This window comes from Geothrix paludis, from assembly GCF_022808815.1.
GTDB lineage: Bacteria > Acidobacteriota > Holophagae > Holophagales > Holophagaceae > Geothrix > Geothrix paludis.
The window spans coordinates 1-25,195 of sequence record NZ_JAKZLC010000002.1 but is presented as its reverse complement, the minus strand read 5'-3'; the positions used below and the strand labels follow the sequence as shown (position 1 = coordinate 25,195).

Annotated in this window: 23 protein-coding genes; 12 read left to right on the top strand and 11 right to left on the bottom strand. The window is 66.7% G+C overall.

The genetic code is table 11. The features are described 5' to 3' along the window. Positions 1-8: 8 nt before the first annotated feature. Both MLE64_RS05630 and priA read left to right on the top strand, forming a co-directional pair. Positions 9-1,235, top strand: coding sequence for a hypothetical protein (locus MLE64_RS05630; protein WP_243316817.1), 1,227 nt, complete (start codon positions 9-11; stop codon positions 1,233-1,235). Next, positions 1,232-3,502: a replication restart helicase PriA gene (gene priA / locus MLE64_RS05625; protein ID WP_243316816.1), complete on the top strand. Its 2,271-nt coding sequence runs from the start codon at positions 1,232-1,234 to the stop codon at positions 3,500-3,502. The genes MLE64_RS05630 and priA overlap by 4 nt, the downstream gene beginning before the upstream one ends. A 45-nt stretch (positions 3,503-3,547) precedes the next feature. On the opposite strand, the gene MLE64_RS05620 is transcribed toward priA, so the two are convergent. From MLE64_RS05620 to MLE64_RS05600, 5 genes are all read right to left on the bottom strand, one after another. Further along, the gene (locus MLE64_RS05620; RefSeq protein WP_243316815.1) at positions 3,548-8,533 is read right to left on the bottom strand and encodes a pilus assembly protein; all 4,986 of its coding nucleotides are present in this window, start codon (positions 8,531-8,533) and stop codon (positions 3,548-3,550) included. A gap of 37 nt (positions 8,534-8,570) precedes the next feature. Further along, positions 8,571-9,137 carry a hypothetical protein gene (locus tag MLE64_RS05615; protein ID WP_243316814.1) on the bottom strand — a complete coding sequence of 189 codons (567 nt, stop codon included), beginning with the start codon at positions 9,135-9,137 and terminating at the stop codon, positions 8,571-8,573. An 83-nt stretch (positions 9,138-9,220) separates the two neighbouring features. Beyond that, positions 9,221-10,480 carry a PilW family protein gene (locus MLE64_RS05610; protein ID WP_480031558.1) on the bottom strand — a complete coding sequence of 420 codons (1,260 nt, stop codon included), beginning with the start codon at positions 10,478-10,480 and terminating at the stop codon, positions 9,221-9,223. Next, positions 10,467-11,012, bottom strand: a complete 546-nt coding sequence (locus MLE64_RS05605; protein ID WP_243316812.1) for a prepilin-type N-terminal cleavage/methylation domain-containing protein — start codon at positions 11,010-11,012, stop codon at positions 10,467-10,469. The genes MLE64_RS05610 and MLE64_RS05605 overlap by 14 nt, the downstream gene beginning before the upstream one ends. A gap of 4 nt (positions 11,013-11,016) precedes the next feature. Beyond that, positions 11,017-11,709, bottom strand: a complete 693-nt coding sequence (locus MLE64_RS05600) for a pilus assembly FimT family protein (protein WP_243316811.1) — start codon at positions 11,707-11,709, stop codon at positions 11,017-11,019. Positions 11,710-11,900: 191 nt separating this feature from the next. On the opposite strand from MLE64_RS05600, the gene rsmA reads away from it, so the two are divergent. Together rsmA and MLE64_RS05590 are read left to right on the top strand one after the other, a co-directional pair. Continuing rightward, positions 11,901-12,710 carry a 16S rRNA (adenine(1518)-N(6)/adenine(1519)-N(6))-dimethyltransferase RsmA gene (gene rsmA, locus MLE64_RS05595; RefSeq protein ID WP_243316810.1) on the top strand — a complete coding sequence of 270 codons (810 nt, stop codon included), beginning with the start codon at positions 11,901-11,903 and terminating at the stop codon, positions 12,708-12,710. Further along, positions 12,707-14,437, top strand: coding sequence for a ribonuclease J (locus MLE64_RS05590; protein WP_243316809.1), 1,731 nt, complete (start codon positions 12,707-12,709; stop codon positions 14,435-14,437). Before rsmA ends, MLE64_RS05590 begins: the two co-directional genes overlap by 4 nt. On the opposite strand, the gene MLE64_RS05585 is transcribed toward MLE64_RS05590, so the two are convergent. The 3 genes from MLE64_RS05585 to MLE64_RS05575 are packed head-to-tail and all read right to left on the bottom strand — an operon-like array spanning position 14,438 to position 16,101. Further along, positions 14,438-14,947 carry a hypothetical protein gene (locus tag MLE64_RS05585; RefSeq protein ID WP_243316808.1) on the bottom strand — a complete coding sequence of 170 codons (510 nt, stop codon included), beginning with the start codon at positions 14,945-14,947 and terminating at the stop codon, positions 14,438-14,440. A 3-nt stretch (positions 14,948-14,950) separates the two neighbouring features. Then, positions 14,951-15,457: a hypothetical protein gene (locus tag MLE64_RS05580; RefSeq protein ID WP_243316807.1), complete on the bottom strand. Its 507-nt coding sequence runs from the start codon at positions 15,455-15,457 to the stop codon at positions 14,951-14,953. After that, positions 15,454-16,101, bottom strand: a complete 648-nt coding sequence (locus tag MLE64_RS05575) for an RNA polymerase sigma factor (RefSeq protein ID WP_243316806.1) — start codon at positions 16,099-16,101, stop codon at positions 15,454-15,456. The genes MLE64_RS05580 and MLE64_RS05575 overlap by 4 nt, the downstream gene beginning before the upstream one ends. 126 nt (positions 16,102-16,227) lie before the next feature. Between MLE64_RS05575 and hpt the strand changes: the two genes are divergently transcribed. The 4 genes from hpt to holA all read left to right on the top strand — a co-directional run bounded on the left by hpt (position 16,228) and on the right by holA (position 18,816). Continuing rightward, complete coding sequence (gene hpt / locus MLE64_RS05570; RefSeq protein ID WP_243316805.1) at positions 16,228-16,749, top strand: hypoxanthine phosphoribosyltransferase; 522 nt, start codon at positions 16,228-16,230, stop codon at positions 16,747-16,749. Positions 16,750-16,784: 35 nt separating this feature from the next. After that, a complete protein-coding gene (locus tag MLE64_RS05565) occupies positions 16,785-17,204 on the top strand; it encodes a GxxExxY protein (protein ID WP_423748247.1) in 420 nt (139 codons plus the stop codon). A 68-nt stretch (positions 17,205-17,272) separates the two neighbouring features. Then, entirely contained in the window at positions 17,273-17,797 is a 525-nt protein-coding gene (gene lptE / locus MLE64_RS05560; RefSeq protein ID WP_243316803.1) for an LPS assembly lipoprotein LptE, read from the top strand. After that, positions 17,797-18,816 carry a DNA polymerase III subunit delta gene (gene holA / locus MLE64_RS05555; protein ID WP_243316802.1) on the top strand — a complete coding sequence of 340 codons (1,020 nt, stop codon included), beginning with the start codon at positions 17,797-17,799 and terminating at the stop codon, positions 18,814-18,816. The genes lptE and holA overlap by 1 nt, the downstream gene beginning before the upstream one ends. Here holA and MLE64_RS05550 read toward each other — a convergent pair. Next, a complete protein-coding gene (locus tag MLE64_RS05550) occupies positions 18,813-19,166 on the bottom strand; it encodes a DsrE/DsrF/TusD sulfur relay family protein (RefSeq protein WP_243316801.1) in 354 nt (117 codons plus the stop codon). The genes holA and MLE64_RS05550 overlap by 4 nt on opposite strands. Before the next feature lie 132 nt (positions 19,167-19,298). Between MLE64_RS05550 and MLE64_RS05545 the strand changes: the two genes are divergently transcribed. The 4 genes from MLE64_RS05545 (at position 19,299) to MLE64_RS05530 (ending at position 22,247) form a co-directional block, all read left to right on the top strand. Then, on the top strand, positions 19,299-20,279 hold the full coding sequence (locus MLE64_RS05545) for a fumarate hydratase (protein WP_243316800.1): 981 nt from the start codon (positions 19,299-19,301) through the stop codon (positions 20,277-20,279). A 20-nt stretch (positions 20,280-20,299) separates the two neighbouring features. After that, complete coding sequence (locus MLE64_RS05540) at positions 20,300-20,878, top strand: FumA C-terminus/TtdB family hydratase beta subunit (RefSeq protein ID WP_243296043.1); 579 nt, start codon at positions 20,300-20,302, stop codon at positions 20,876-20,878. A 162-nt stretch (positions 20,879-21,040) separates the two neighbouring features. Continuing rightward, a complete protein-coding gene (gene prmC / locus MLE64_RS05535; protein WP_243316799.1) occupies positions 21,041-21,934 on the top strand; it encodes a peptide chain release factor N(5)-glutamine methyltransferase in 894 nt (297 codons plus the stop codon). 46 nt (positions 21,935-21,980) lie between these two features. Beyond that, a complete protein-coding gene (locus MLE64_RS05530; RefSeq protein ID WP_243316798.1) occupies positions 21,981-22,247 on the top strand; it encodes a flagellar biosynthesis anti-sigma factor FlgM in 267 nt (88 codons plus the stop codon). Between the two features lie 2 nt (positions 22,248-22,249). Here the strand turns inward: MLE64_RS05530 and MLE64_RS05525 are convergent, their stop codons facing one another. Together MLE64_RS05525 and trmFO are read right to left on the bottom strand one after the other, a co-directional pair. Next, positions 22,250-23,605 carry a hypothetical protein gene (locus MLE64_RS05525; protein ID WP_243316797.1) on the bottom strand — a complete coding sequence of 452 codons (1,356 nt, stop codon included), beginning with the start codon at positions 23,603-23,605 and terminating at the stop codon, positions 22,250-22,252. Continuing rightward, positions 23,602-24,948, bottom strand: coding sequence for a methylenetetrahydrofolate--tRNA-(uracil(54)-C(5))-methyltransferase (FADH(2)-oxidizing) TrmFO (gene trmFO / locus MLE64_RS05520; RefSeq protein WP_243316796.1), 1,347 nt, complete (start codon positions 24,946-24,948; stop codon positions 23,602-23,604). The genes MLE64_RS05525 and trmFO overlap by 4 nt, the downstream gene beginning before the upstream one ends. Between the last annotated feature and the right edge of the window lie 247 nt (positions 24,949-25,195).

The following is a 25,195-nucleotide window of genomic DNA, read 5'->3' as shown; positions in this document are numbered from 1 at the left end:
CCCACCCCATGCGCGGTCTGACGATACTGCTGCTGCCCGCCCTGCTGCTGGCCCAGCGTCCGCCCGCATCTCCCGCGGGCGCCTTCGACCGGGAACTGAAGCGGAACCGGTTCGGCACCTGGGTCGTGCTGGAGGACGATGGGGCCGCCTGGGGCGCCACCATGCGGTCGGCCCTGGACGAGGAACCCATGATCCTGCTCAACCTGCCGCTGAAGGTGGTGGCGGGGGGAAAGAAGGCCGACGCCCTGGCCCCGGTCCTCCGGGAGCGCTTCGGCTGGGCGAAGGGAGCCCACTGGGCCCTGGTGGACGCGAAGGGCCGCGTGAAGGCCGAGGGGGCCGAGACTCCCATGCCGGGGGCTCTGAGCCGGGCCGTGGAGCAGGCTGGGACCTCTTCCCGGGCGCAGGAGCTGGAGGCCTTCCTCCGGCAGAACCCGGACCGCCTGGATGCTCGGGCGGCCCTGGTCCAGGAATACCTCGCCGTGGCGACCCGGCGGACGCAGAAGGCCCTGAATCTCCCCGGATCCAACCCGGCGCCCGCCGAACCGGCGCCCGTGAAGCTGCTCGATCCCGAGGCGGACCTGAAGATCTGGGCCTCGGCGGCCCAGCAACTGGACACCATCCTCCGGGAGGCCAGCGGCTCTCCCGATGGGTCCCTGGGGTACATGCTCGGACCTCGGATCCGGAGATCCGCGGCGGAGTTCTCCCCAACCACGATCGCTGTGCTGGCGCGCCACAAGGCGGACCTGGAGGAGATGCTTCGCCGGTCGCCGGAGAGCTTCGCGACCTGGCAGGTCTGGATCGCCGCCTCCCAGAAGTGCGGCGGGTGGCCTCTCCAGCCCCTGCTCGCGACCATTCCGGCCTTGCCTGGAACTGCGCCGGGATCATGGCCACCCGCGGGCATCTTCGAGGCGTATCTGAAGGACGCGAAATCCCGAAGCGACTGGACGACGATCCGGGAGGTGCTGGAACCCCGTTGGAGTGGCCTCCGCGACGCCGTCCTGGATGGGCAGATGCACTTGGGGAACAACGCCATCTCCTGGGACTGGAGCCTTGGCCCCTTGCTGGAGGCACAGGTTTCCCAGGGAGACATCGGCGCCGCCGATCAGGTGCTGAACGAAGCAGCCGAGGTGGTGGGCTGGCCCGGCCTTCCAGGAAAGGCCCGGGACCTTGCCACGCGGCTGAACCGCCCCGACCTCGCGGCCCGCTGGGGCGCTCTTGCCGTGAAGGGCCGATGAGCCTCGTCCCCACCCGCGTCCAGCTCAACCGTCCCCTGCCGCCACTCACCTACCTGGCGCCTGAGGGTCTTCCCGTAGGCGTGCGGGTGCGGGTGAGGGTGCGGAACAGCTTGGCGGTGGGCCTGGCCATGGGGCCGGATCCGGCGCCGCCTGCGGCGAAGCTGCGCCCGGTGGAGGCTGTCATCGATCCCTTCCCCCTGCTGCCGCCGAAGCTGCGGGAGCTGCAGGCCTTCGCCGCCCGCTACTACGGGTGCCTGGAGGCCCACCTGCTGCCTCTGAGCCTGCCCCAGGCCCTGTTGCCCCACTGGGAGGCGGACGAGGATGGCCAGCGGCTGTCCTTCCATCGCGATCGAGGCGCCTGGGACGTGCTGGCGGATCTGGGCGAAGCCTGGCACCGGGATCCGTCCATCCTGCCCACGCTGCTGCACCGGCCCGTGTTGCGGGGGGCTGGCTTCACGGAGGTGCGCCTCACCGGCGCGCCCCACCCGCCCCGGGTGACGCCCGCCCAGGCGAAGATCCTGCTGGCCCTGGAGGAGGCCGGTGGCGCCCTCATGGAGCCGGAGCTGCTGGAAGCCGCCGGTGTGGGCGCCTCCGTGCTGGGCACCCTGGAGAAGCGAGGCCTCGTGGCGCGCATGAAGCGGGTGGACCTCCTGGCCCAGCGCCGGGAGGCCGGCGCGGATCGCACGGTGATCCTCAATGACGAGCAGGGGGTGGCCCTGGAGGCCGTGGCGCCCGGGACCTTCGGCGTCCACCTGCTACAGGGCGTCACAGGCTCCGGCAAGACCGAGGTCTACCTTGCCCTGGCGGAGCGGGTGCTGGCCGCAGGGCGGCGCGTGCTCTGGCTGGTGCCGGAGATCGGCCTCACGGCTCGGCTGCTGGACCGCCTGGAGGCCCGCTTCCCCGGCCGCATCGCCGTGGGCCACGCGGGCCTCAACGCCGGCGAGAAGCACGGCGACGTGGTGCGCCTGCTCTTCAACGGGGCGGATCTCTTCGTGGGGGTGCGGAACGCGGTGATGGCCCCCCTGCGGGACATCGGGCTCATCGTCGTGGACGAGGAGCACGAGGGCTCGTACAAGTCCGAGGAGCACCCCCGCATCCACGCCCGGGACTTGGCCATCAAGCGCGCCCAGCTCGAGGGCTGCCCCATCGTGCTGGGCAGCGCCACCCCCAGCCTGGAGAGCTGGCAGGCCGCCCAGAGTGGGCGCTACCGGTTGATCCAGCTGAAGCAGCGGCCGGCGGGCATCACCCTTCCGGCCGTGGAAGTCGTGGACCTGAGGGACGCCTACCGGGAGATGCGGCGCAAGGTGATCCTGACGCCGCTGCTGATGCGGGCCCTCATGGACGTCCTGGCACGGGGCGAGCAGGCCCTGCTCCTGCTGAACCGCCGGGGCTACGAGAACTTCTGGATGTGCCGGGCCTGCGGCCGGACGCTCGGCTGCCCCCACTGCGCGATCTCCCTCACCTACCACCGGGGGGACTTCCGCCTCCGTTGCCACCTCTGCGGCCACGAAACCGTGCCGCCGGAGGCCTGCCCGGACTGCGGAGCCGACCACCTGCGGGGCGTGGGCGAGGGCACGGAACAGGTGGAGGAGCACCTGAAGCAGCTCTTCCCCGCCGCCCGCATCCTGCGCCTGGACCGGGACACCACGCGCCGTCGGGGCTCTTTTGAGGCGGGCCTGCTGGCCGCCGAGACCGGCGAGGTGGACATCCTGGTGGGCACCCAGATGCTGGCCAAGGGCCACACCTTCCCCAAGCTCACCCTGGTGGGTGTGCTCAACGCGGACCAGGGCCTGAAGGTGGCGGACTTCCGGGCCTCGGAGCGCACCTTCCAGCTGCTCACCCAGGTGGCGGGCCGTGCAGGCCGGGCCGAGCTGCCGGGCCGCGTGATCCTCCAGACCTACTCGCCGGAGCACCCAGCCATCACCTTCGCCCTGGCCCAGGATTTCGAGGGCTTCGCCGCCTCGGAGCTGCCCTTCCGCGAGGGTCTGGGCTACCCGCCCTTCACGGCCCTCTCCCTCTACCGCGCCGAGGCGGACACCCCGAAGGAAGCCCGCGAGGCCCTGGAAACCTTCCGGCAGCACCTGAGCGTTCCGGGCCTGCGCGTGCTCGGCCCCCTGGAGGCCCCCGTGCCCCGCGTGCGCGATCGCTGGCGCATGCACCTGCTCCTCAAGGGCACCCGCGGCGCCCTGGGCGAAGTCCTTGCGCGCCATCCCTTGGACCCTTCAGGGCCCATCAGCCTGGACCGGGATCCCATCCAGTTCGGATAAAAAAGGGGCCCCCGAAGGGGCCCCTGGTTGCGGAAACCGAGTGGGCTACCGGACGATGCGCCAAGCGCGGATGCGGATGCCCTTGGTCAGGTCGGAGTCCTTCACGCTCTGGATGCTCGGGGTGTTCTGGCTTGCCTGGGTGTCGGTATTGATGGTGTTGCCGAGGGTGGACTGGCCCTGGGTGAGGGCCCCGCCCTGAAGCACGCGGTTGCCCGCGTCCACCAACTGGCTCGACAGGGAATTGAAGTAGAACGCAAGCCCGGAGCACCCGGAGGTGTTCTGGGAGGCGCTGCCCTGGATATTCCCCACCACGGTGAGGTCCGTGGTCTGGAGGTTCAAGGCCAGCGGGCGGGTGATGTCGCACTGGCGGAACGTGCGGGTGAAGGAGTTCGGTGAGCAGTTGAATCCACTGGCATTGGCGATGTCGTAGACCGAGAAGAACAGGAGTCCCTGCTTGATCAGAGGGCTCACCAGGACCTTGTCGAAGGAAAGGCCGCCGTTCCAGTTGTTGGCCGGGAGTGAGCCTGTGCCCAGGTTGATGTAGTAGCCATTGTGCTTGTCGTCATTCTTCAGCACATAGGACGGGTTGCCCGGGACCACTCGCGAATCGCTGTAGCTGGTGGCCCAGCCAGTGCCGTCATTGGGAATCCCGGTCATGTCCGAATCGGGGATGCCCGTGCCCGTTCCAATGGAATCGTTGTTGTCGTACCCGATGCGCTTGCTGTCCTGCCGGTCGGCCAGCACCATGAAACGGTTCAGCTTCGGGGGGTACTGGGAGGTGATTGTGCCTCCGACCCAACTGCCATTGGTATAGGTGCCTCCGACGTTGTAGGTCTCATCCCGGTCCGTGGGGTTGTTCCGGTCGCCGGCTCCGATGGCCAGGATCACGGTCAACGGATTCGGATTGGGATTGGTGGAATCCGTCGAGGGCGAGGGGAAGCCGCCCTGGAGGTTGAAGACATCTGGTCGGGTCGTGAAGCGCATGTACACCGACTTGCCATTGCTGTCCTTGTTTGCGGTGGCTTTATAGACCGGCCTCACCGCGTTCCAATCATTCATATAAGAGGCATCGATCCGGTAGCCGTCCGCCAGGCTGAAGTCGGTGGGCTTTTTATCGTTGTCGATGCACCAGATGCCACCAAGCGTGTCGGCGAAGTAGAGTCGCTGGCTCTGGAGGCCAGAGAAGATCTTCAGCGGGGTGACGCCTTCGGCGACGGCCCCGGCGATGCCGCGAAGGTCCCAGCTCCGGAGGATCGCTCCGGTCATGGGGTCGAGGCCAAGAACCAGGCGACCCATGTGAACGGTACTTCCCTGGTCGTAGCTGTACCGCGCATCCATCTCTGGATTGCTATACCCTCCGCCGAGGAAGAGGACGTCCCGTGTGGTTGGCGGGGTGGAGACTGGCGTGTCGACGTGCCCTGGGTAATTGACGCTGGCGATGGCGGGAACGGAAGTGCTCATGCCCATGGCCGAGATGAGGGCGGCATCATCCGTGGACGGCGCGGTCTGAGGCAAGGGCTGGGTGGTGCCCATCGGGTCCTGTGGATTGATGACCCAGGCGATCTTGAAATTAGCCGGCTTGATGGTTCCGTCCGCGGGATCGGAGAACTGGAGCCCGTAGTAGCTTCGCGCCCCCTTCCGATTCCCGAAGATCACGACGGCCTTTTCCCCGGAAGACACACGTCCGTCTGGGAGAGCGTTGCCTGAGGCGGAGGAGGGGGGGAGATCCACGTGATAGAGGGCGGGATCCCCATCCACCATGTAGCTGTGGTTCAGGTAGGGATACGCGAGGGGATCCTTGCTGGGGGTATTGCGGGTCGCGTAGAGGCGATAGAGGGCCTGCCAGAAATCGGCGGGGATGAAGGACCACAATTCCATGGCCTTGGCATCCACATAATTGATCGGGTTTTTTCCGGCATCGTTCGCACCGGAGTAGTAGCTGGCGGACCACTCCATGAAGCACTCCAACTGGCCCACATTGGTGCCGACGAGGATCAGGCGGGCGTGAGGGTCAAAGTAGGCGTTCCCCGTGGTGGCCTGATTGCCGGTGAACGGATTCCCGGGAACAGTGATGTCCGAAGGAACCGCCTTCACGCTGGTTGGAACGAGTGGGTCGGGGCCGACCATGCCTGTGGCGTCGACATCGCTGATCGTCAGCTCGATGGCCAAGGGGGCGGAGTTCACGATGTCGCCCATGATGTCCAGGCGGTTGCTGGTGAGGTTGTTCGGGTCCTGGAGGTTGGCCGCATTTTGCACACCCCGGACCCAGGCGATGAAGTTCAGGGCCTGGTCCGCCGTGATGTTCGTGCCCAGGAGGGTCCCATCGAGGGTGTTCACATCCTTGACTGCCTTCACGAGGGCCGGAATGACGTTGTCGGGATCGTCGGAAGTGGGGGTGATTTTTGGGTCACCCGGATTCTTGACGTTGGGCCAACGGACTTTCTTGCCTGCCACCATGGTGAACATGGCCCGGGAACGCCACAACATGGTTCCACTTCCGTAAAGGAGACCGGAGGTGTGGGGTGTCGGGGCCGAATTGTTCGTGAGGTCCGCGGCGAGGTAGGAACCGAAGAGGTCGTAGGTATCCCAAAGGTGGGCATTATTGAAGTTGGGTACGCCGGTGGCGATGTCCGCCGGGTCCGTTCCGTTGTGGCCCTGGAAATCGTAGCCATAGAAGCTCAGCACATCGTGGGTGCCGAGTCCGCTGTTGGTGGAATCGATCAGCTGGGTGCTCTGGAGGACACCCATTCCGTAGAGGTTGCCGGACCAGAGGGGCGTTTTGTTGATGGTGGCGCCGGAGCCCAGGGAAGTCTTAAAGATTCCGAAATAGGCCGCATTGGCGGCACGGACGCCGGTGGCCGGGGTGGCGGGAGCGGACAGGGCCGCGCCTGCGGACACGATGTACTGGGCTACCTGGTTGAAAGCATCTTCGAGATTCTTGGGATCGGATCCCGTGAAGTAGTAGACCTTGGTGTACTGGGTGGCGTTCCCGGAGACATGACCCGTGAGCTGGATGGGAAGGTCCGGCTGTTTGGAGGATCCGTTGGAGGGCTGCCAGGCGGGACGGCCCGGGTCGCCCCACTGGGCGATGCGGAAAAGCTGCTCGTGCGGCGAACGGGAACCGGGGTTGGTGTTCTTGAACCGGTAGGCCCCTGGGACACCCACGCTGATAACAATGGTCTGGATGCGGCGGGTGTTGCCGTTGATGCTCAAGGTCCACGGCGCCTTCCAGTTCGGGATGCCTGTCCCGGTACCGAAGGCGGCGACGGAGGAAAGGATCGCAGAAGAGAAGCTGGAGTCCGTGGGAGACAGGCTGGCAGTGTTGTTTCCGGTCCCGTAGGCGCCGTTGGCGTTGCCACCCGCGGCGTTGTTGCCGTTTCCGGGAACGTGGGCGGCATCTCCCTGCAGGACCGCGGACACGCTGTCGCTGAAACCCTGACCCGGGAAGAGAACGACGTAGGTATTGGCGCACCCCGAGTTCTTGGCATCCCGCTTGTAGCCCGGCACGTTGTCCACGATCTGCCGGTAGGTGTTGGCCAGCGCGTAGTTCAGGGCCTCGGGCGTGAAGGGGTCGGGCGAGCTGTTGTCGTAGGTGGTGAAATTAGTGTAGTTGGTAAGATCCCAGTCCCAGCCACGGGGGCCCCAGGCCTGGAGGGGTTCCGTCTGGCTGAGAAGGTTGGCGAGGCTCATCATGCGGAGGGTTCGCATGCCCTGGCTGGTGCCGCTCGTCGAGGTGTCACCCCCGAAGCTTGAGAATGAAGCGCCTTGGGTTTCCTCGTGATCATTCGAATCGCCAGGATACCGGGGGTCCAGGAACCGATAGGCGAACTGCAGTGTTCCCATCTTCTCGAGCATCACGTTGATGGAGGCGTACTTGATGGCCTGATAGCGGGTCATGTTGGGGAGGCCGTTGGCCCAGCCGGCGAATTTATCGATGAGTGCATCCGGGATCGCGTAGCCGTAGGTGTACGTGGTCGGAGGATAGCTCGTGCCATTCAGGGAGGAACTGCCGGCGTCTACCCAACTCACCTGGCCGTTGGTTGGGTCGATGTAGCGCACCTGGGTGCCGCCGAAGACCCAGATCAGGAAGTCGGGGGTGTAGTAGAACTGGCCGATCCGGAAATCATCGTTATTCTTGTCGGCGTTGATGAGTCCGCTCACCCATTTGGTGGCGAGCAGGGCAGTGTCGCTGCTTGGGTAGGTCGTATTCGGGCCAAGGAGGGAGCCATTGATGAGGAATGAATTGCTGGTGGTGCTGACATTGTTGAGGTTCTGAGACCAGGGATCGTAGGGAGCCGATCCGGAGGAGGATGTGAAGGCATTGGTCTGGGCGCCGAATCCGGAATCATAGGAAAGGCCCTTCGCGATGAAGTCCGCAGCCGTCGGACTGTCCCAGATCTTCCAGGGGCAGGGCAGGTCGACGGTGCGGGCTCCGTGGCTGCCGGTAATCGTGAACCGGACATGCGTGGTCAGGGCGATGACCTGGGCTGGCGACATTCCCGGGGTGATGATGGGTATGACATTGCCGGCGGTATCGGCGTAGAGGGGGATGCCGACGATGTCCGATGAGGTCGAGGGATCCTTGATCGCGCTGACCGGAGATTTGCTGTTGCTCTGGGGCCACCAGTACATCCGCACCTGAGGGCCGCCGACCGTGGGGATCCGAAGCCCGAACACGATGCCGGCCGCATAGGACTTGCCCGGGTTGTTCCCGTTGCCAGCGACGGCCACTCCGGCCGTGAAGGGATTGAAGACCGCTTGGATCTTGGTATCGGTGCCCGAAGGGATCTGGCCGCTGGGGGCGGTGCCAATCCAGGCGGTCCGCGCCTGGTAGGTGAGGTACTTGTAAGGCTCGAACACAGCCCGGGACACAGGCGTGAAGTCGTAGATGGCCGCGACCTCGGACTTGGAGGGGACCTGCTGGTAGGCGTCGCTCAGGTCCGTGACGGTCCTGAGGTTGCGCTCCACCTGCGCCGCGAGGGGGAGGAAGGCCAGCAGAAGGAACGGGGAGAGCAGCTTGGTAAGGCGCATGGATGACTCCGTCAGGCGGGCTGCGTGTCTGGTGAGGCTAGAACGTGATGTCGACGATGGCATCGCGCCGGGCGATGAAGGACTGGCCGGTGTTGCCGACATTGGCCCGGCCCGTGGAGCGGACGAGGAAGAAGAACCGCCGGGAACCCGTCGAACCGCCGCCGCTGGTCTTGCTGGAGGTGATGGCTCCGGTGTTGGCAAGTGGGTAAGGTCCCAGGTAGCGGACTTCCGTCTCCATGGCCTGCTGAACCACGGATTGCTGGGTGTAGCCACTGGTGGAAGGGCTCAGGTCCACGCCGGCCGTTGAAGGATAGATGTAGGCCCGGAGGATGCCCGTACCCGTGTTGCTCATGTACCCGGTGCCCTTGCTGTTGGTGGTGGCGTCGGTCCCCTGGGTCCGGAGGGCCGGATCGGCGATGGCGAGCGAAAGCTGGTTGATGGCCGAGTAGACGGCTTGCTGGTCCGCCGTGGTGCCGTTGCCCAGTCCCCACATGACGGTCCAATCGATGCCGCTGTCGGCGGCCTCGGCCGCCTTCCTCCCCAGGGACTCGTTGCCGGTAATGGCGATCTCCCGGAGGGAGTCCCGCCCGAGTCCGAAAACCATGGCTCCAAGCAAGGTGAGAAGGACGAGCGCGAGCAGGATCGTGATGCCCCCCGCTTCCCGCCGTCTGGATGATTCAGAGCGCCTCATTGCGAGCCCCCGTGTGCGAAATTCTTGGGCGAGATCATCATCGTCACCGTGCGCGTGCGGAACCCGGCCGTGCCCGGAGTGGCTCCGTACTCGGCGCGCGCAAGCCGAGTGCGGGTCTCCACGTCGAGACGGAAGGTGACGGGAAGGTAGTTGGTCCAGACGGGATCGATCGGGTTGCTCAGGCCCTGAGAGGTGTAGGGGTAGAGGAGGCTGGAACTCGAAAGCGCTCCCTTTACGGCCGTGTCGAGCTTGCCATACACGTTATTCCAGGTGTCCCAACCGGCTTGCAGCGTGCCGTCGGGCTTGTACCGCAGGAACGTCTTCCCACCGTCCAGGCTCATATCCACTCTGAATCCGGTGACGCCCTCCACGAGGATCCGTTCAGTCCAATTGTCGGTGGGCTTCGGGCCAGCGGCCTTGTCGGGTGCGAAATACGCGTTTCGGCTCAGTGGGGTCGTTTGCATCACCAGACAGGGAATCATGTGCTTCGGATCGGCGGGGTCGAGGGCCCGGGGGACCACGGTGTAGCGCACCACCTGGAGGGTGGCGATGAACGTGCAGGGGGCCTTCGCGTTGTGCGGGTTATTGAACATTCCGGTGAAGAACCCGCCGCCCAGGATGTTGCCGAATTGATCAACACCGGTGCTGGCGGTATCGAGCGTCGCCGTGTAGGCGCCTCCGCTTCCCTCCAGCGAGGCGAGGCGGAGCATGTCCACCTGATTGATCTGGGAATCAAGCATCACCATGATCAGCGGGGTGGTGGGCGTAACCTTCGTGTAGTTGTCGAGGACCGATTTCCCGCTCGGAATGGACACGGTAGCCGAGGTGGCGCCGACGGCGACATCGGCTCCGAGGCTGCCCTCCACCTCCAGATTGAGATCCTGGACGAATTGGAGTTCGTCCACGTTGGGGAGGGTGATGGTGGTGCCGTTCGGATCCGACCAAACCGGCTGGTAGTCGGTTTGCTGGACCAGCACGGGCGGCTGCACGCCGCTGCTGCCAATGCTCAAGTCGCCCTTCAGGTTCCGGGGGGGGAAGAGGTAGCCCGCTTGAAGGACCTCATCCTCCACGGTCCCCAGCGCGAAGCGGGAGGCCCGCTGGAGGCCCAGAGACTCCTGCTGGGTATAGAACCCACTGACGCTGGAGGCGAAGATGCGGAGCATGCCGGTCGTGAGGATCGCCGTGAACACCAGGGCGACCAGCAGTTCCACCAGGGAGAAGCCGGCTTGGGGGAGACGGGGCTTAGATGCGGACATAGCGGCTCACCGAAATCGCTTTGGTATCAAGGGCGGTCCCCTTCTTGGGATTGGCTTCCTGCCAAGTCACATTCACGACAAATTCCTGGAGGGCGGAGCGGGTCCCGACGTTCACTGAACCCGTTCGACTGAACCAGGTGGCGGTGAACACGACCGGGGTGGTCTTATCGGCCGCATCGATGGGACGCCCGTTGATGTCGAAGAGGAGGGCGGCGCCATCTGCCTTGGCGACGGCATCGGCCGCTCCGATGAACGTCCACGAGGTTGTGCTGTTGGGCAGACCATTGGTGTTCGCCTGCCTCTCCGCGGCCGTGACCTGTCCTTCGGCGGCGGCCCGATCCAGGACGCTGTGGGCCAGGAAGGCCGCTGTGCCTCGCAGGCGGCCGCCGGCACCCTGGCTGATGCTTACGACCTGCAGGGCCGCCAGCCCCAACATGCCGATGGCGAAGATGGCCATGGCCATCAGGAGCTCGACCATGGTGAAACCGCGCTGGCGGAGGGCTTTGGTGGGGGATGGGATCAATGCCGTCATGGGCCTACTCCAGCCTTTGCCATTGGTTGGCCGTGTCTGTCAGCAGCGCATCGGGCTTGTAATAGGCGGTGATGAGCCCGTTCTCAAGCAGGAAGACGCAGCCGTAGGGAAGTCCCTTGTCCTTGATGGTCAGTCCCTTCACACCGACCCAAGTACCTCCGCTGATGGCAGAGCGCGCCTTGGTGCCTTTGTCGACGAACTGTGGGGCTCCCTGAGGGGAGAATCCAAGGTAGGAGGAGGCATCGGCGTCAGGTTTGATGGGGGTGGTCCAGCCCGTGAAGCCAAGGGTGGCGAGCGCGGTCAGATCCTTGACCTTAGTGGTGCCCTCGTCGGAAATCGGTGGGTCGCTCGTCGTGAAATCGGCATAGCGGCGCCAGTCCTGGCCGATGGCGACATCCATGAGGGCGGGTGTCTTCTCCGTGCCGTCGTCGTTCAGGTCCACAGCCGTCATCCGCGCGATGTTCCCGGAGAGGATGATGTGGACATTGATGTTCTTCCCATTGGCGAGGGCGATCCCCCGGGCCTGCTGCAGGGAGGCCTTGAGATCCTGGAGGCCCGACCGCACGGCCTTGGGGGACTTGGGCCCCAGGTTCGGGACCACGAACATGGTCACGATCGCCAGGATGGCCAGGACCACCAGCAGTTCGATGAGGGTGTACCCCCTTTGAGGGGATCTGGCTCGGGGATGGAATCCCATAGGCGCCTCTTTAGTTAAGGAAGGATAGGTGGCTCGTGTTGAGGATGTCTTCAATTCTAAAACCAGTCAAAACAAGTCAATAGCGCTGTGATTCGATGGGTCGGGCGAGTTTGTGGGTCGAATGTGTATAAAAAGAATACACACTCTTTACGGCCGCCATGGACCGAAAGATCCCCGTGATAACCTGAATCGTGTCCGAATCCGCCCAGCTTCCGAGACTCCGGGCAAAAAAGCGGCTCGGTCAGAACTTCCTGGTGAACGAGGGGGCCATCGCCACCATCGTGGGGGCGGCGCTGGGTTCGAAGGCGCCGAGGCTGCTGGAGATCGGGCCGGGTCCCGGGGTGCTGACGGAGCGGCTGCTGGCGGACGGACGGCCCCTGTGGGCGGTGGACCTGGACCCGGAGGCCTGTGCCCTGCTGCGGGAGCGCTTCTCGGCCTCGCCTCATTTCCACCTGCTGGAGGGCGATGCCGTGCAACTGCCCTTGCCGGAGGGTGACCCCTGGTCCGTGGTGGGGAACCTGCCCTACAACGCGGCGACGCCGATCCTGGCGCGGCTGCTCACGGAGGGCATCCACTGGGACCGCATGGCGCTCATGTTCCAGCTGGAGGTGGCCCAGAAGCTCATGGGCGAGCCCGGCACCAAGGCCTACGGGCCGCTGTCGGTGCTGGCGCAGCTCTGCGCGCGGTTGACCCGCCTGGTGAAGCTGGGACCCGGCTCCTTCCGCCCGGCTCCCAAGGTGGATTCCGCCGTGGTGCAGTTCGACCCCAGGGTGGATGCCCCCAGCCTGGCGGAGCGCCGGGCCCTGCTCATAGTGCTGCACCGGTCCTTCGGGCACCGGCGGAAGACCCTCGCGAACAACTGGCAGGGCCTCCTTCCGGCGGAAACCCTCTCGAGCGTAGGACTGGCCCCAGCGCTTCGCGCTGAAGTCATCGCACCTGCGGTGTGGCTGATGGCCACACGCAAACTCATCCAATCGCACCCGGAGGTGTTCCCATCGTGACGCCCGTCGCGCCCGAATTCACAACCTGGACCGAGGTCCCCGCCGACGACGAGCTGCGGCTGATCCCCATCGGCGGACTCGGCGAGTTCGGCATGAACGCCCTGGTGGTGCACAGCGCCCGCAGCCTCTTCCTGGTGGACTGCGGCCAGCTCTTCCCCTCGGACGACCAGCCGGGCATCGATTCCATCGTGCCGGACTTCGCCTACCTGGAGCCCTTCGCGGACCGCCTCCAGGCCGTGCTCCTCACCCACGGCCACGAGGACCACATCGGCGCGCTGCCCTACTTCCTGCGCCGCTGGCCCGTGCCCGTCTACGGCACGGCCTTCACCCTGGGCCTGGTGGAGGGCAAGCTCCGCGAGCACGGGATCGATACCGACCTGCTCCATCCGGTGCCGGACTTCGGCCGCGTGAAGGTGGGCTGCGATGAGGATGGTGGCGAGATCGAGGCCGAATGGATCCCCGTCACCCACAGCATCCCCGATGCCTGCGCCCTGGCGCTCCACACCCCGCAGGGCGTGCTGGTGCACTCCGGTGATTTCAAGATCGATCCGGACCCGCCCGACGGCCGACACACAGGCATGGACCGGCTGAAGGCCCTGGGCGACGCCGGCGTGCGGCTGCTCATGGCGGATTCGACCAACGTGGGCCGCCCGGGCCGCTCACCCTCGGAGTCCGCTTGCCGGGAGGGCCTGGAAGCCGCGTTCGAGCAGACGAAGGGACGGCTCTTCGTCACCACCTTCAGCTCTAACATCCACCGGCTCCAGACCCTGATCGACCTGGCCTACGAGTTCCGGCGTCGGGTGGTGCTGTTGGGCCGCAGCCTCGACAGGAACCTCGCCCTGGCGCGCTCTCTGAAGCGCCTGTCCCTGCCGGACGACCTTCTCACCGATCCGAAGGACGCCCACCTGTTCGATCCCGACGAGCTGCTGGTGCTCTGCACCGGCAGCCAGGGCGAGCCCATGAGCGGCCTGGCGCGCCTCCTCCGCCGGGAGGTGAAGGGCCTGCCCATCCAGCCCGGCGACCGCCTGGTGGTGAGCGCCCGGGCCATCCCCGGCAACGAGGTGGCCATCTCCCGGATGCTGGACGAGGCCGAGCGCCTGGGCGCGGAGACCTCGCTCGAGGGCCCGGGGCCCGTGCATGCCTCAGGTCACGGCAGCCGCGACGAGCTGGCGGACCTCATCCGCGCCGTGCGCCCCGCGCAGATGGTGCCCGTGCACGGCACCTACCGGAACCTGCGAGCCCACGGGAAGCTCGCCGCCTCGCTGGGCTGGGCGCCGGAGCGCATCTCGCTGCTGGATGGCGGTCTCTGCCTGCGGCTGTTCGGGGAGGACCGCATGGACATGCCCGGGGCCGTCCCCGTGGGCAAGTGTTTCGTCAGCGAGGGTGTGGACCACATGGTGGACGCCCGCGTGGTGAAGGACCGTCTCATCCTCCAGGAGGATGGTGTGGTGTTCGCCACCCTGCTGGTGGACCCGCAGACCCGCGACCTTGTGGCTGATCCCACCATCCTCAGCCGCGGCTTCGTGATGCTTTCCGACGACGAGGCCTACACGGAGCTGCTGGCGGGTGTGGCCCGCAAGACCTACGAGGAGGCGCCGCCGGAGATCCGGAAGGATGGCGAAGCGCTGCGGGACACCCTGCGCCTGGCCCTGCGGCGCGTCATCCGCAAGACCACCCAGACCCGGCCCCTGGTCATTCCCGTGGTCCTCGAGGCCCCTGGGATCTGATCAGCGGCCTCCCCGGCGCATGCCGCCGCCCAGACCGGGGCGGAACAGCCCGGGGCGACCGCCCACCCCGCCCTGCCTCAGGGCCTCCAGCATGCGCCGCTGCATCTCCTCCACATGGGTGATGAGGCGGACCTGCTGGGCGGGGCTCAGGCGGGCGCGGATGTCCTCTTCGAACTTGAACTTGAGGTCAGCCTGCTGGCGGCGCAGCTCCACGAACTGGTCGAGGAGGGGCCGGACCTTGGCATTCTTCTCGTCCTCGCTTCCGGGCCCCAGGAGGATGTCATTGAACTTTCGACGGATCTGTTGGATCTGCTGAGTCTTGTCGAACTGTTCGCGGTCATAGCGGGACCAGCGCTCCACCACGGTCCGGGCCTGGTCCTCGGGAAGGCCGACGGTCTGCTGCAGCTGCTCCATGCGGAAGCGGACCAGCGGCCGATCATCTTCGGCCTGGCCCCGCATGGGCAGGCCGGCGAGCAGGAGGAAGGTCAGGAAAAGGGTCGGTCGGGACATGCATCACCTCGTCGGCGCCGGAGTTGTATCCAGGCGCTCCAGGAGGGCCTTCATCTCCTCAGGGCTGAGGGCCTGCACCTGGGCGGCCTCCTCCTCGCCGCTGTGGAAGGGCGTATCGGTGGTGGAGACCTCGAGGATATCGGGCTGCCGGGGCAAGTTGGCTTCCACATAGGGCGTCCGGTTCGCGCGCCCGGCCAGGAACGCGCCGGCACCCACGGCCATGAGCAGGCCTGCCGCCGCAGCCCAGGCCAGGGGACCCAGACGGTGGTGCAGGGCCGGACGGGCGGGCAGCTTCCGGAGGATGCGGCCGGGAAGGCGCTCGAAGTAGCCAGTGGGCGCCAGTACCTCGGGGCTGTCCTCCATGGCCAGGAACTGGATCCGGGCCTCGGCGCAGGCGGTGCAGGTCTTCATGTGGGCCTCCGCGGCGGCGCCGGGATCCAGAGGGCTGGCCTCGATGGCGGACAGGGCGGAGACACAGGCTTCGGGGAGGGGTAGGGGCTCGGCGGTCATGCTCGGCCTCCTTTGACATGGCGGGTGAGGTTCTGGATGGCGTGGAAGATGTGGGCCTTCACGCTGCCCACGGAGGTGCCCATCTGCGCTGCGATCTGCTCGTATTTCCAGTCGTGCTGCAACTTCAGCGTGAGGGCTTCCTTCTGGCGGCGGGGCAGCTTGGGCAGGGCCTCATGCAGGAGGCGCCGTGCCTCCTGGTCCAGGAAGGCGGCCACCTGGCTCTCTTCGACGCGTAGGGCGGGGTGGTCCAGCGTGCCCTCCGGGCCATCGAGGCTCTCGTGCTCGCGGGCCATCCGTTCCCTGAAGTTCAGGGCCTGGCGGGTGGCGATGGTGATGAGCCAGGTGCGGAAGGAGGACTCGAAGCGGAAACCAGGAAGGGACCGGAAGACGCGGATGAAGGTCTCCTGCACGACGTCATCGGCGTCCTGGTGGTTCCTGAGGATGGAGAAGGCCTTGCCGTAGACGTCCCGGGAGAACAGGCGCACCAGGTTGGCGAAGGCGGCCTGGTCGCCCTGCTGGGCAGCTTCCACCCAGGCCAGCACCTCCGGCGTATGGTAGGGCGAGGCCGGATCGGGGATCCGGTCGACGGCCCGGGGGGCCGGCTGGGGCATCAGGGGTTCGTTCAAGGTGGCAACCGCCATCATCGTAGTCTCCGGCGCCGGAGTTCGAGGAGAAATACGCCGTCATCGGATGGACCCCGGAAGGCCTTCTGGGGTTGAATGGAAATGACCTCGGAACGTCGTTCCAGCCCATCCCTTTCAGGAGTTTCCATGCGCGATCGCATCAGCCCGCTGCTCACGGAGGGGCAGATCCGGACCCGGGTCCAGGAACTGGGGGCCCAGCTGTCCAGGGACTATGCGGGCCAGGACCTGGTGGTGATCGGCCTCCTGAACGGGGTGTTCCCCTTCTTCGCGGATCTCGTGCGGGCCATGGAACTGGATATCGACGTGAGCTTCATGCAGGTGTCCAGCTACGGGGCGGGCACGGAAAGCACCGGCGAGGTGCATATCCTCAAGGACCTCGATCGCTCCATCCAGGGGCGGCATGCCCTGGTGGTCGAGGACATCGTGGACACCGGCCTCACCCTCTTCAAGGTCCGCAACCTGCTCCACGACCGGGAACCCCTCAGCCTCAAGATCTGCACGCTCCTGGACAAGCCCAGCCGCCGCAAGGTTGAGGTCCCCGTGGACTACATCGGCTTCACCATCGAGGACCATTTCGTGGTCGGCTACGGCCTCGACTTCGATGGCAAACTCCGGAACCTGCCCTACGTGGGTATTTATCATCCATGACGGAAAAAACTGGACACGGAACTCACGGAAAAAGGCTGAAAGACGCAGAAGAGGCTCTTCCCGGGGCCTCGTGGGCCGGCGGCCCCCATGCTGAACTGACGGAGGCCGTGATCGGCGCCGCGATCCGCGTTCAACGCGCGCTCGGGCCCGGGCTGCTGGAATCCGCGTACGAAGCCTACATGGCCCATGAATTGTGTCTGGGTGGGCATCGGGTCGAACGTCAGGTCGAACTCGGCCTGACCTACCGTGGCCTTTTGATTCCGCAGGCCTTCCGGCTAGACCTCCTGGTGGATGATCTTGTGGTTGTAGAGTTGAAGGTGGCTCAGGCGTTCACGGATGCCCACAAGGCCCAAATCCTCAGTTATCTCAGGTTCTCGAATAAACCTGTCGGTCTGCTTCTCAACTTCGGGGTCTACCCCATGGCCAATCACGGCATCCGGCGCTTCGTTCTCTGATGGGATCCCTCTTCCGTGGGTTCCCGCCTTTTTCCGTGTCTTCTGTGACCAGAGCTTTTTCCTTGTTCATGTTTGGGATATTCGCCCTGGGCTGCGGGTACCACCGCCTCGACCGGCAGCCCCGGCCGGTGGCCTGGGCGAAGCAGGGGGAGACGATCCGCCTGGCGCGGTTCCGCAACCTGACCCCCCGGCTGGGGCTGGAGGACCGCTTCACCAAGGCGCTGGAGAACCGCATCGTGGCGGCCAGCCCCTGGCGTCTGGTGGGGGCCGGCGAACCTTCCCGCTGGGTGCTCCAGGGCACGCTGGAGGGCTACACCTCCCGGCCCCTGGGCCTGTCCCTGGGCAATGACAAGCTGAAAGCCAGCGCCGGGTCCGCCTCCCGTGTGGAGGTGGCCGTGGTGGCCAGCGTGGAGTTGCTGGACGGCCAGACCGGCGCGGTGGTGCTGTCCCGGCGGGGCATGACGTTCTCGAACCAGTACCGGGTGGACCAGAACTTCGCCAGCTTCGACAGCCGGGAGCTCCAGGTGCTCGAGAGCCTGGCGGATGATTTCGCCGAGAGCTTCCTCACCCAGCTGCTGGAAGGCACGGACTGATGGCGGCCCCGGCCTGGGTGGACCACGCCTTCGCCCTGGTCCACGGCGAGGATGGCGACGGGCGGCGGAAGGCCGTGGAAGACTGGAAGGCCCGGCACGTGGACCCGGAGTGGGCCGACTTCACGCTGACGATCTGCGCCGAGGGGTGTCCCTGGGCCGAAGTGGTGGCCGCCATCCAGGAAGCCGCCCCCCTGGGGGCCGAGGCCCGCACGGTGGTCGTTCCCGCCGCGGACAACCTCTTCGCCCGGGCCAAGGATCTGCCAGGGGCGGTGAAAACCCTCCTCGAGAAGCCTCCCCAGGGCGTGAACCTGCTGCTGGTGGCTTGGACGACGTTACCGGCCGCCCCGGGCAAGGCCATCGGCGCCAAGCCCTGGACGGATTGGGCCAAGGCGGGACGCATCCTTAAAGTGGGGGCCCTGGAGGCCGCCGAGATCCCCGGGTTCATCGAGGCCGAAGCGCGGCGCCTGGGCCTGTCCCTCCAGGGGGCGGCCACCACCCTGCTGGCCCAGCGCCAGGGCGGGAAGCCCGGCCTGCTCAAGCGGGCCCTGGAGGTGCTGGACCTGCTGGCGGAGGACCGGCGGGTGACCGAGGCCATGGTGGACCAGGTGACCTTCCGGCTGGCGGAGCAGAAGGCCTTCGCCTGGTCCGGCGCCTGGCAGAAGGGGGACGCGGCCGGAGCCCTGAGGGCCCTCCGCATGGCCCTGGAAGACGGGGACGAGCCCCTGATGCTGCTCGGCCAGGCCCGCCGCGAGGTGGATCGGCTGTTGAGGTACGCCGAAGCGCAGGCCGCCGGGCTCAAGGGACCGGAATTGACCTCCGCCCTGGGCCTTTCCCCCAAGCAGGCCTTCCTGATGGATGGCTACCGTGGTGCCTTCGATAAGCTGAAGCCGAAGGGCGTGAAGGCCCTGCTGGGGCGACTGAACCAGTGCGAGCGTGACCTCAAGGGCCTGGCCATCTCCCGGAGCGAAGCCCCCCTGCTGGACCTCACCCTCGCCCTGTGCCGGGCCTGGGGGCGCTAGAAGACCAGCACCTGGTCCGCCCACAGCGTCCAGTCGGCCAGTTCCTCCAGGGTGCTCCGCCGGCAGTCCTCGGCCAAATCGGCCTGGGTGAGGCCCCTGGCGTCCATGCAGGTGCCGCAGACGCCGACGAGGCCGTGGCGGGTGGTGACGCCCTTCAGCATGCGCTCCAGGTTGTAGTAGCCATCGGGAGTCTTCTGGCCTTTATTGGCGCAGGCGGCGGCGTCGCCCATGAGGAAGACGCGCACGTCAGCGCCCTCGCGCTTGGCGGTGGCACCCGCCAGGCGTAATCCGTTGTAGCTGCGCTCGGTGCCGTAGGGGGGATCGTTGAGGATGAAGAGGATCTTGCTCATGGTGGCCCCGCGGATGAGGCCCCCAGGATACCTGGCGAGGGGTTCCACGCCGGTGGCAGGGGAACCGGGCATTGATCACTTGAGACTCGGCTTCGGCGGGCGGATGATGGGGGTCTGGATTCCGGAGGGCCCATGTCCGAATGCGTCATTCCCACCCTGACCTCCAACGAGGTGGTGGCGTCCAAGTCCGTGCTGCCCGCCGGGTGGAAGCCCAATCTCAAGGATCTCAAGTCTCTGGATCTCACCCTGCCCATGCTGGAGCTGCTCCGCCGCAGCACCAGCCGCCTCCCTCAGGACGTGATCGACGCCCTGGTGAAGGGCCGCGACGCCGAAGAAGAAGGCAGCCGGGCCTTCAACACCCTGAACGACATGGTGCGCAACATCATCCTCGCGGACGGCCATGTGACACCCCTCTGCCAGGACACGGGCACCATCATCGTCTGGGTACGCCACCCCTACGGCCTGAGCCAGCGTGCCGCCAAGCAGCAGATCCGGGCGGCCGTGGCCGAGGCCACCAAGCGCTCCTGGCTGCGCCCCAACTGCGTGGAAGCCCTCAGTGGCAAGAACACCGGGACGAACATGGATCCCTTCCATGAGGGCCACCCGGCTGTCCACTTCGAGGAGTGGGAGAAGCCGGAGGTCGAGATCGCCGTCATGCAGAAGGGTGGCGGCTGCGAGAACGTGGGCGCCCAGTACCGCCTGCCGGACGCCACGCTCGGCGCGGGCCGCGACATCAAGGGCGTGCGCAAGTGCATCATCGACGCCGTGGTGAAGGCCCAGGGCCAGGGCTGCAGCCCCGGCATCCTCGGCGTGGCCATCGGCGGCGACCGCGTCAGCAGCTATGAGAAGAGCAAGGAGCTCATCCTCCGGAAGCTTGGCACCTCGAACCCCGATCCGAAGATGGACGCCTTCGAGAAGGAGATCACCGCCGACCTCAACACCCTGGGCATCGGCCCCATGGGCTATGGCGGCAACACCACTGTGCTGGGCGTCATGGCGGAGGAGATGTACCGCCACCCGGCCAGCTTCTACGTCTCCATCAGCTACATGTGCTGGAGCAGCCGCAGGGGCTCGATCACGCTCAAGACCAACGGCGAAGTGTCCTTCGACTGACCGCGACGACGAGGCTCAACATGATCCGTCTCACCACCCCCATCACCGAAGACCAGATCCGCCAGCTCAAGGTGGGCGACGAAGTGCTGCTCAACGGCCGCGTCGTCCTCAGCCGCGACATGGGCCACAAGTACATGAAGGAGCAGAAGCCCGAGTGGCTGAAGCCCATCCTCGAGAACATGGTCATCTACCACTGCGGCCCGGTGGTGAAGAAGCACGAGGACGGCCACTACAGCTTCGTGGCCGCAGGCCCCACGACCTCCATACGCGAGGAGCCCTACCAGGCTGACGTCATCGAGACCTACAAGGTCCGCGGCGTCATCGGCAAGGGCGGCATGGGCAAGAAGACCAGCGAGGGCCTCCAGAAGACCGGGGCCGTCTACCTCCACGCCACGGGCGGCGCCGGCAGCCTGCTGGCCGAGCGCTGCAAGCGCGTGGTGGACGTGAAGATGCTGGAGGAGTTCGGCAGCCCCGAGGCCTTCTGGATCATCGAGGTGGAGGACTTCCCCCTCGTGGTCACCATGGACAGCCATGGCGGCAGCCTCCACGAGATCGTGGCCCAGCAGAGCCAGGAGCGTGCCAAGGCCCTGATGGGATGAATTCTTTCCGGGGGTTCTCCTCGCGGCGCATGCGTCGAGAGGATCTAGCGTCGTGCTTCGCACACACCCCCGGAACCCCCGCGCCGTGTCCTGGCCGGGGCCAGGCCACGACTTGCCCAGGATCGGAGTTGGGGCGCGCTTCTTCCGCGCTAGGCTGGAGGGATGGTCCAGACGTACCGACAGCTCCGCCTCGATCTGGGCGCCGCCTTGGCCGGATTCCTGGACCACGCGGAGGCCCATGCGGAAAGCCTCCGCTGGTTCGAGGAGGGGCTGGGCCTCTCCCGGTCCTGGATGGCCGCCCACGGGGGCGACCTTGTGCCCGACGAGGCGCGCGCGCAGGTGAGCGCCTGGGTGCGCCGGCGAAGGATGGGCGAGCCCTGGGCCTACATCCTGGGGTGGTGCTTCTTCCGTGATCGGCGCTTCAGGGTCACCCGGGAGACGCTGATCCCGCGCCCTGAGACCGAGCTGCTGGTGGAGGCCGCCCTCGATGTGGGGACGCGGCTCGGGGTGAGCCGCTGCGTGGATGTCGGCACGGGTAGCGGCATCATCGCCGCGAGCCTGGCCCTGGAGACGGATTGGCAGGTGTCCGCTTCGGATCTGAGCCCCGGCGCCTTGGCGGTGGCCCGGGAGAACATCGCCGCCCTGGGCGCTCCCGTGACCTTCTTCGAGGGCAGCCTGCTGGATCCGGTTCCCGATCCCCTGGGCCTGGTGGTGGCGAACCTCCCCTACGTGGACCCCGCGGATGAGCCAAGCCTCCAGCGGGAACTGGCGTTTGAGCCCGCCTCGGCCCTCTTCGCCCCGGACCGGGGATTGGCCTTGTCGGCCCGCCTGCTGGAACAGGCCCGGGTGCGCCAGGCGCCGGCCTGCCTGCTGGAGATCGGGGCGGGCCAGGGTGGCGAGCTGTGCCGGCGGGCGATGGGAGCGGGATGGCCCAAGGCGATGGTGCATCAGGATCTGGCCGGCCATGACCGGATCCTCGTGGCCCTGGGTGCATCGAACCTCGCGGATGATCGCCCGGCCGTCTCAGGAGCCAAAAAATCAGGGCCGGGCGCTTGAGTTTGGGCAACTGCGTGCCGATAAGGCACCGTCAAGGGGCGAGCGCATGAGCAACCAGGGCAGATCGCGCAAGGGTGACAGCCACAGCAGCCACAAGAGCACAGGCTCAGGGGATGCCACCGCCGACCATCTCGTCGAAGTGGCCCACGAGGTGCTGGCCGAGACGCCGGATGTGCGCGCCGAGAAGCTCAAGGCCCTCAAGCGCCAGTTGGAGGCGGGAACCTATCATCCCGATGAGGGGGCGGTGGCCGAAGGCCTGATCCGCGAGCACCTGGCCAACGAGAAGCCCCAGGGGAAGTCCCGGGGGCGCTGAGGTCACCGGGGCCGGAGGGCCTTCAACGGAAGCCACCAGGTACGGTCGGGACCGCCACAGAGCAGGGCCCCGGCCTCGGGACGCAGGTTCCCAAGTCCAGGGAAAGTGGAGGCGCTCGGGGGCGGCGCCAGCCGTTTCCAGGCATCCGCGAGGAACACCACCTTCATGCGCTCCTCGCCGGGTTTCCACAGGTACAGGCGATCCAGTCCCTTGTCGAGGTAGGCCCCCCAATCCTCCCGCGAGGGCTGAAGGGTGGAGGCCGCCGCCGGAAGAACGGCGGGCGTTGGGGGAGCCTGGCCGGAGTCGTCCGGGACGGGAGGCGCGGCCGTTGCGGAAGGCGTCGCGGAAAGCGCGGCGGAATCCAGTGCGGGAGCCGGCGCGGGAAGGGCGGGTCGCGTCAAACCGAACCACAGATGGCCGTCCGGTTCTTCGCCCAGAAGCTGGAGCAGGCTCGCATCCAGGCTCGATGGGTCAGGAAGGAGGGCCTTCAGGTCGCGCGAGGGACCGGTTTTCCCTCCAGGGCCAAGGGGTATCAACACGCCAGGTTCTGGCTGCCACCAGCCGCCCTTTGCGTCGCCAGCGATCCGGCCGAGCCCATGGGGAAACCCGAGGGGCGAGGGCGCCGGTGCCGGTACGTGGGTCCAGGCACCCTCCCGCCAGGTCGAGAGTCCCGAGTCATGGGCCACCACGAAGGCGCGGCGGCCGACCGGGAGGAGGCTGGAAACCGCCTTCACCTCCGGTGGAAGGTCCACCGAGGTGGAAGCGGGTTTCGGCTGACCGGGGCGACCGGCAAGTTCCAGGATGCCCACGGGTGTCGAGGCTCCGAAGAGGAACACGTGGTGGTGGTCCGCGGACAGGGCCAGGTGCTCGCCGGGCGCGCGGAGAGACCAACGGACCTGCTGGGAATGCAGATCGCAGGCCAGGACCAGCGAGGGTGAGGCGGGATCCGTCGAGCTACGGTAGAGCAGGACCAGGGCGTCGTCCGGCGCCAATGCCGCATCCACCAAGTCCGCGAACTGGAAGAATCCATCGGGCACGCCCGGAGGTTCCGGCAGGGAGAGGACCGGGCCTGGCACGCCCTGCTGGAAGACCACCGCCTGCTGCCGGCCGGTCTGGGTCAGGATCTGGGCTACGGCCACGCCCCCAGGAAGGGGCGGGGTCCATCGAACGCTCCTGAGGGGCATGGACGGGGGTTGAAGGTCAATGAGCTGGCCGATGCCCATCGGTTCGGAGCGGAAGGGCTCCAGGGTCTCCTCCTGGGGCGGAGTTCCCGGATCCCGACGGGTCAGCCACCAGGCCCCGGTTCCCAGCACGAAGATCAGGGCTGCGGCCCCCAGGGCGAGAGCAGGTCGCGTCATGGCAGGCCTCCGGCGAGGATCAGATGCTGTTCCAGCGAACCGAGCGCCCGTTCGCGATGGGCACGGCCCTTGGCGGATTTCACGGCCCGGGTCCCACCTGCGCGCTTGAGGGTGCGCAGGTCCAGGAGGCCCTCGGGGAGCGGCGGCAGCAGCCCCAGCATGGCGTTGGTCGGCCCGAAATCCACGCTGGAGGCGTGGGCCAGGTAGTGCAGCAGGCTGCCGAGCATGGTGTCCGGCGGGAACGGCATGGGGGCCAGGCCGCGCACGGCGCGATCTGCGGCGAACGCGGCGGCCAGGCCGCCCGCGGCGGATTCCAGGTAGCCCTCCACGCCTGAGAGCTGCCCGGCGATCCAGAGGCTGGGGATGGATTTGACAGCTAGTGTCGCATCGAGCACCGCCGGGGCCTGCACGTAGGTGTTCCGGTGGATGCTGCCAAAGCGGACGAACTCCGCGCTTTCCAGGCCCGGGATGAGCCGGAAGACCTCCTTCTGGGCGCCCCATTTCAGGCGGGTCTGGAAGCCCACCAGGTTGAAGAGCTCCCCGGCGAGGGTGTCCTGGCGAAGCTGGACCACGGCGTGGGGCCACCGCCCGGTGCGGGGATCATCCAGTCCCATGGGTTTCATGGGACCGTGGCGGAGGGTTTCCCGGCCGCGATCGGCCATGACCTCGATGGGAAGGCAGGCCTCGAAATAGGGCGTATCCAGCTCGTGGAGCGGGACGCGTTCCGCGCTGAGCAGGGCATCCAGGAACCGCTCGTACTGGGCCTTGTCCAGAGGGCAGTTGATGAAGTCGGCACCCCCCTTGTCGTAGCGGGCTGCCATCCAGGCGATGCCCATGTCGATGCTCTGGCGCTCCACGATCGGTGCGATGGCGTCGTAGAAGTGCAGCCGGGTCGTGCCCGTGTGCTGCGCAAGCCAGTCAGCGAGCGGGTCCGCGGTCAGCGGTCCCGTGGCGAGGATGGTCGGGACACCCGGTTCCGGGGCAATGATCTGAGCCTCTTCCCACTGGATGCGGGGGTGCGACTTCAGCGCCTCCGTGACCGATCGGGAGAAGGCCTCCCGATCCACCGCCAGGCTGTTCCCCGCGGGCACGCGCGTGGCCTCGGCACAGCGGAGGATGAGAGAGCCCATGCGCCGCATTTCAGCCTTCAGGATGCCCGTGGCCGAATCGGGGTCGTCGCTCTTGAAGGAGTTGGAGCAGACCATCTCCGCGGCCCGATCGGTTGCATGGGCCGGGGTTGCCCAGCGCGGGCGCATCTCCGTCAGCCGGACGTCATGTCCACGCGAAGCCAACTGCCATGCGGCTTCCGACCCGGCCAGACCCGCCCCGACGATATGAATCACGCGCCCTCCCGGTCCTCGATTCTACGGCAGGGATCATCGCATTCCGGCTGGCCCCAACGGATTCCAGGGGGCCTCGCGAAAATTCCTCTTGCACTTTCGGTCCGGGGTGTTAGTCTGAATGTCCTGCGCAGTTGAGGCTGCGGGGTGCCGGGAAGGGCTGGAAGGTTCTTCTGGACCGTGTGGAAACGCGGTGGGCGTCTTTGAAAACCGGATAGAAGATAGGAAGCCTTTGAGGGTTCCGCGGGAC

What these genes read in the sequence shown, in the direction of transcription:
- MLE64_RS05630 (WP_243316817.1), top strand. Translation starts at nt 9, where the DNA reads ATGCGCGGTCTGACGATACTGCTGCTGCCCGCCCTGCTGCTGGCCCAG.
- priA (WP_243316816.1), top strand. Translation starts at nt 1,232, where the DNA reads ATGAGCCTCGTCCCCACCCGCGTCCAGCTCAACCGTCCCCTGCCGCCA.
- MLE64_RS05620 (WP_243316815.1), bottom strand. Translation starts at nt 8,533, where the DNA reads ATGCGCCTTACCAAGCTGCTCTCCCCGTTCCTTCTGCTGGCCTTCCTC.
- MLE64_RS05615 (WP_243316814.1), bottom strand. Translation starts at nt 9,137, where the DNA reads ATGGTTTTCGGACTCGGGCGGGACTCCCTCCGGGAGATCGCCATTACC.
- MLE64_RS05610 (WP_480031558.1), bottom strand. Translation starts at nt 10,480, where the DNA reads ATGTCCGCATCTAAGCCCCGTCTCCCCCAAGCCGGCTTCTCCCTGGTG.
- MLE64_RS05605 (WP_243316812.1), bottom strand. Translation starts at nt 11,012, where the DNA reads ATGACGGCATTGATCCCATCCCCCACCAAAGCCCTCCGCCAGCGCGGT.
- MLE64_RS05600 (WP_243316811.1), bottom strand. Translation starts at nt 11,709, where the DNA reads ATGGGATTCCATCCCCGAGCCAGATCCCCTCAAAGGGGGTACACCCTC.
- MLE64_RS05585 (WP_243316808.1), bottom strand. Translation starts at nt 14,947, where the DNA reads ATGTCCCGACCGACCCTTTTCCTGACCTTCCTCCTGCTCGCCGGCCTG.
- MLE64_RS05580 (WP_243316807.1), bottom strand. Translation starts at nt 15,457, where the DNA reads ATGACCGCCGAGCCCCTACCCCTCCCCGAAGCCTGTGTCTCCGCCCTG.
- MLE64_RS05575 (WP_243316806.1), bottom strand. Translation starts at nt 16,101, where the DNA reads ATGATGGCGGTTGCCACCTTGAACGAACCCCTGATGCCCCAGCCGGCC.
- hpt (WP_243316805.1), top strand. Translation starts at nt 16,228, where the DNA reads ATGCGCGATCGCATCAGCCCGCTGCTCACGGAGGGGCAGATCCGGACC.
- lptE (WP_243316803.1), top strand. Translation starts at nt 17,273, where the DNA reads ATGTTTGGGATATTCGCCCTGGGCTGCGGGTACCACCGCCTCGACCGG.
- holA (WP_243316802.1), top strand. Translation starts at nt 17,797, where the DNA reads ATGGCGGCCCCGGCCTGGGTGGACCACGCCTTCGCCCTGGTCCACGGC.
- MLE64_RS05550 (WP_243316801.1), bottom strand. Translation starts at nt 19,166, where the DNA reads ATGAGCAAGATCCTCTTCATCCTCAACGATCCCCCCTACGGCACCGAG.
- MLE64_RS05545 (WP_243316800.1), top strand. Translation starts at nt 19,299, where the DNA reads ATGTCCGAATGCGTCATTCCCACCCTGACCTCCAACGAGGTGGTGGCG.
- MLE64_RS05540 (WP_243296043.1), top strand. Translation starts at nt 20,300, where the DNA reads ATGATCCGTCTCACCACCCCCATCACCGAAGACCAGATCCGCCAGCTC.
- prmC (WP_243316799.1), top strand. Translation starts at nt 21,041, where the DNA reads ATGGTCCAGACGTACCGACAGCTCCGCCTCGATCTGGGCGCCGCCTTG.
- MLE64_RS05530 (WP_243316798.1), top strand. Translation starts at nt 21,981, where the DNA reads ATGAGCAACCAGGGCAGATCGCGCAAGGGTGACAGCCACAGCAGCCAC.
- MLE64_RS05525 (WP_243316797.1), bottom strand. Translation starts at nt 23,605, where the DNA reads ATGACGCGACCTGCTCTCGCCCTGGGGGCCGCAGCCCTGATCTTCGTG.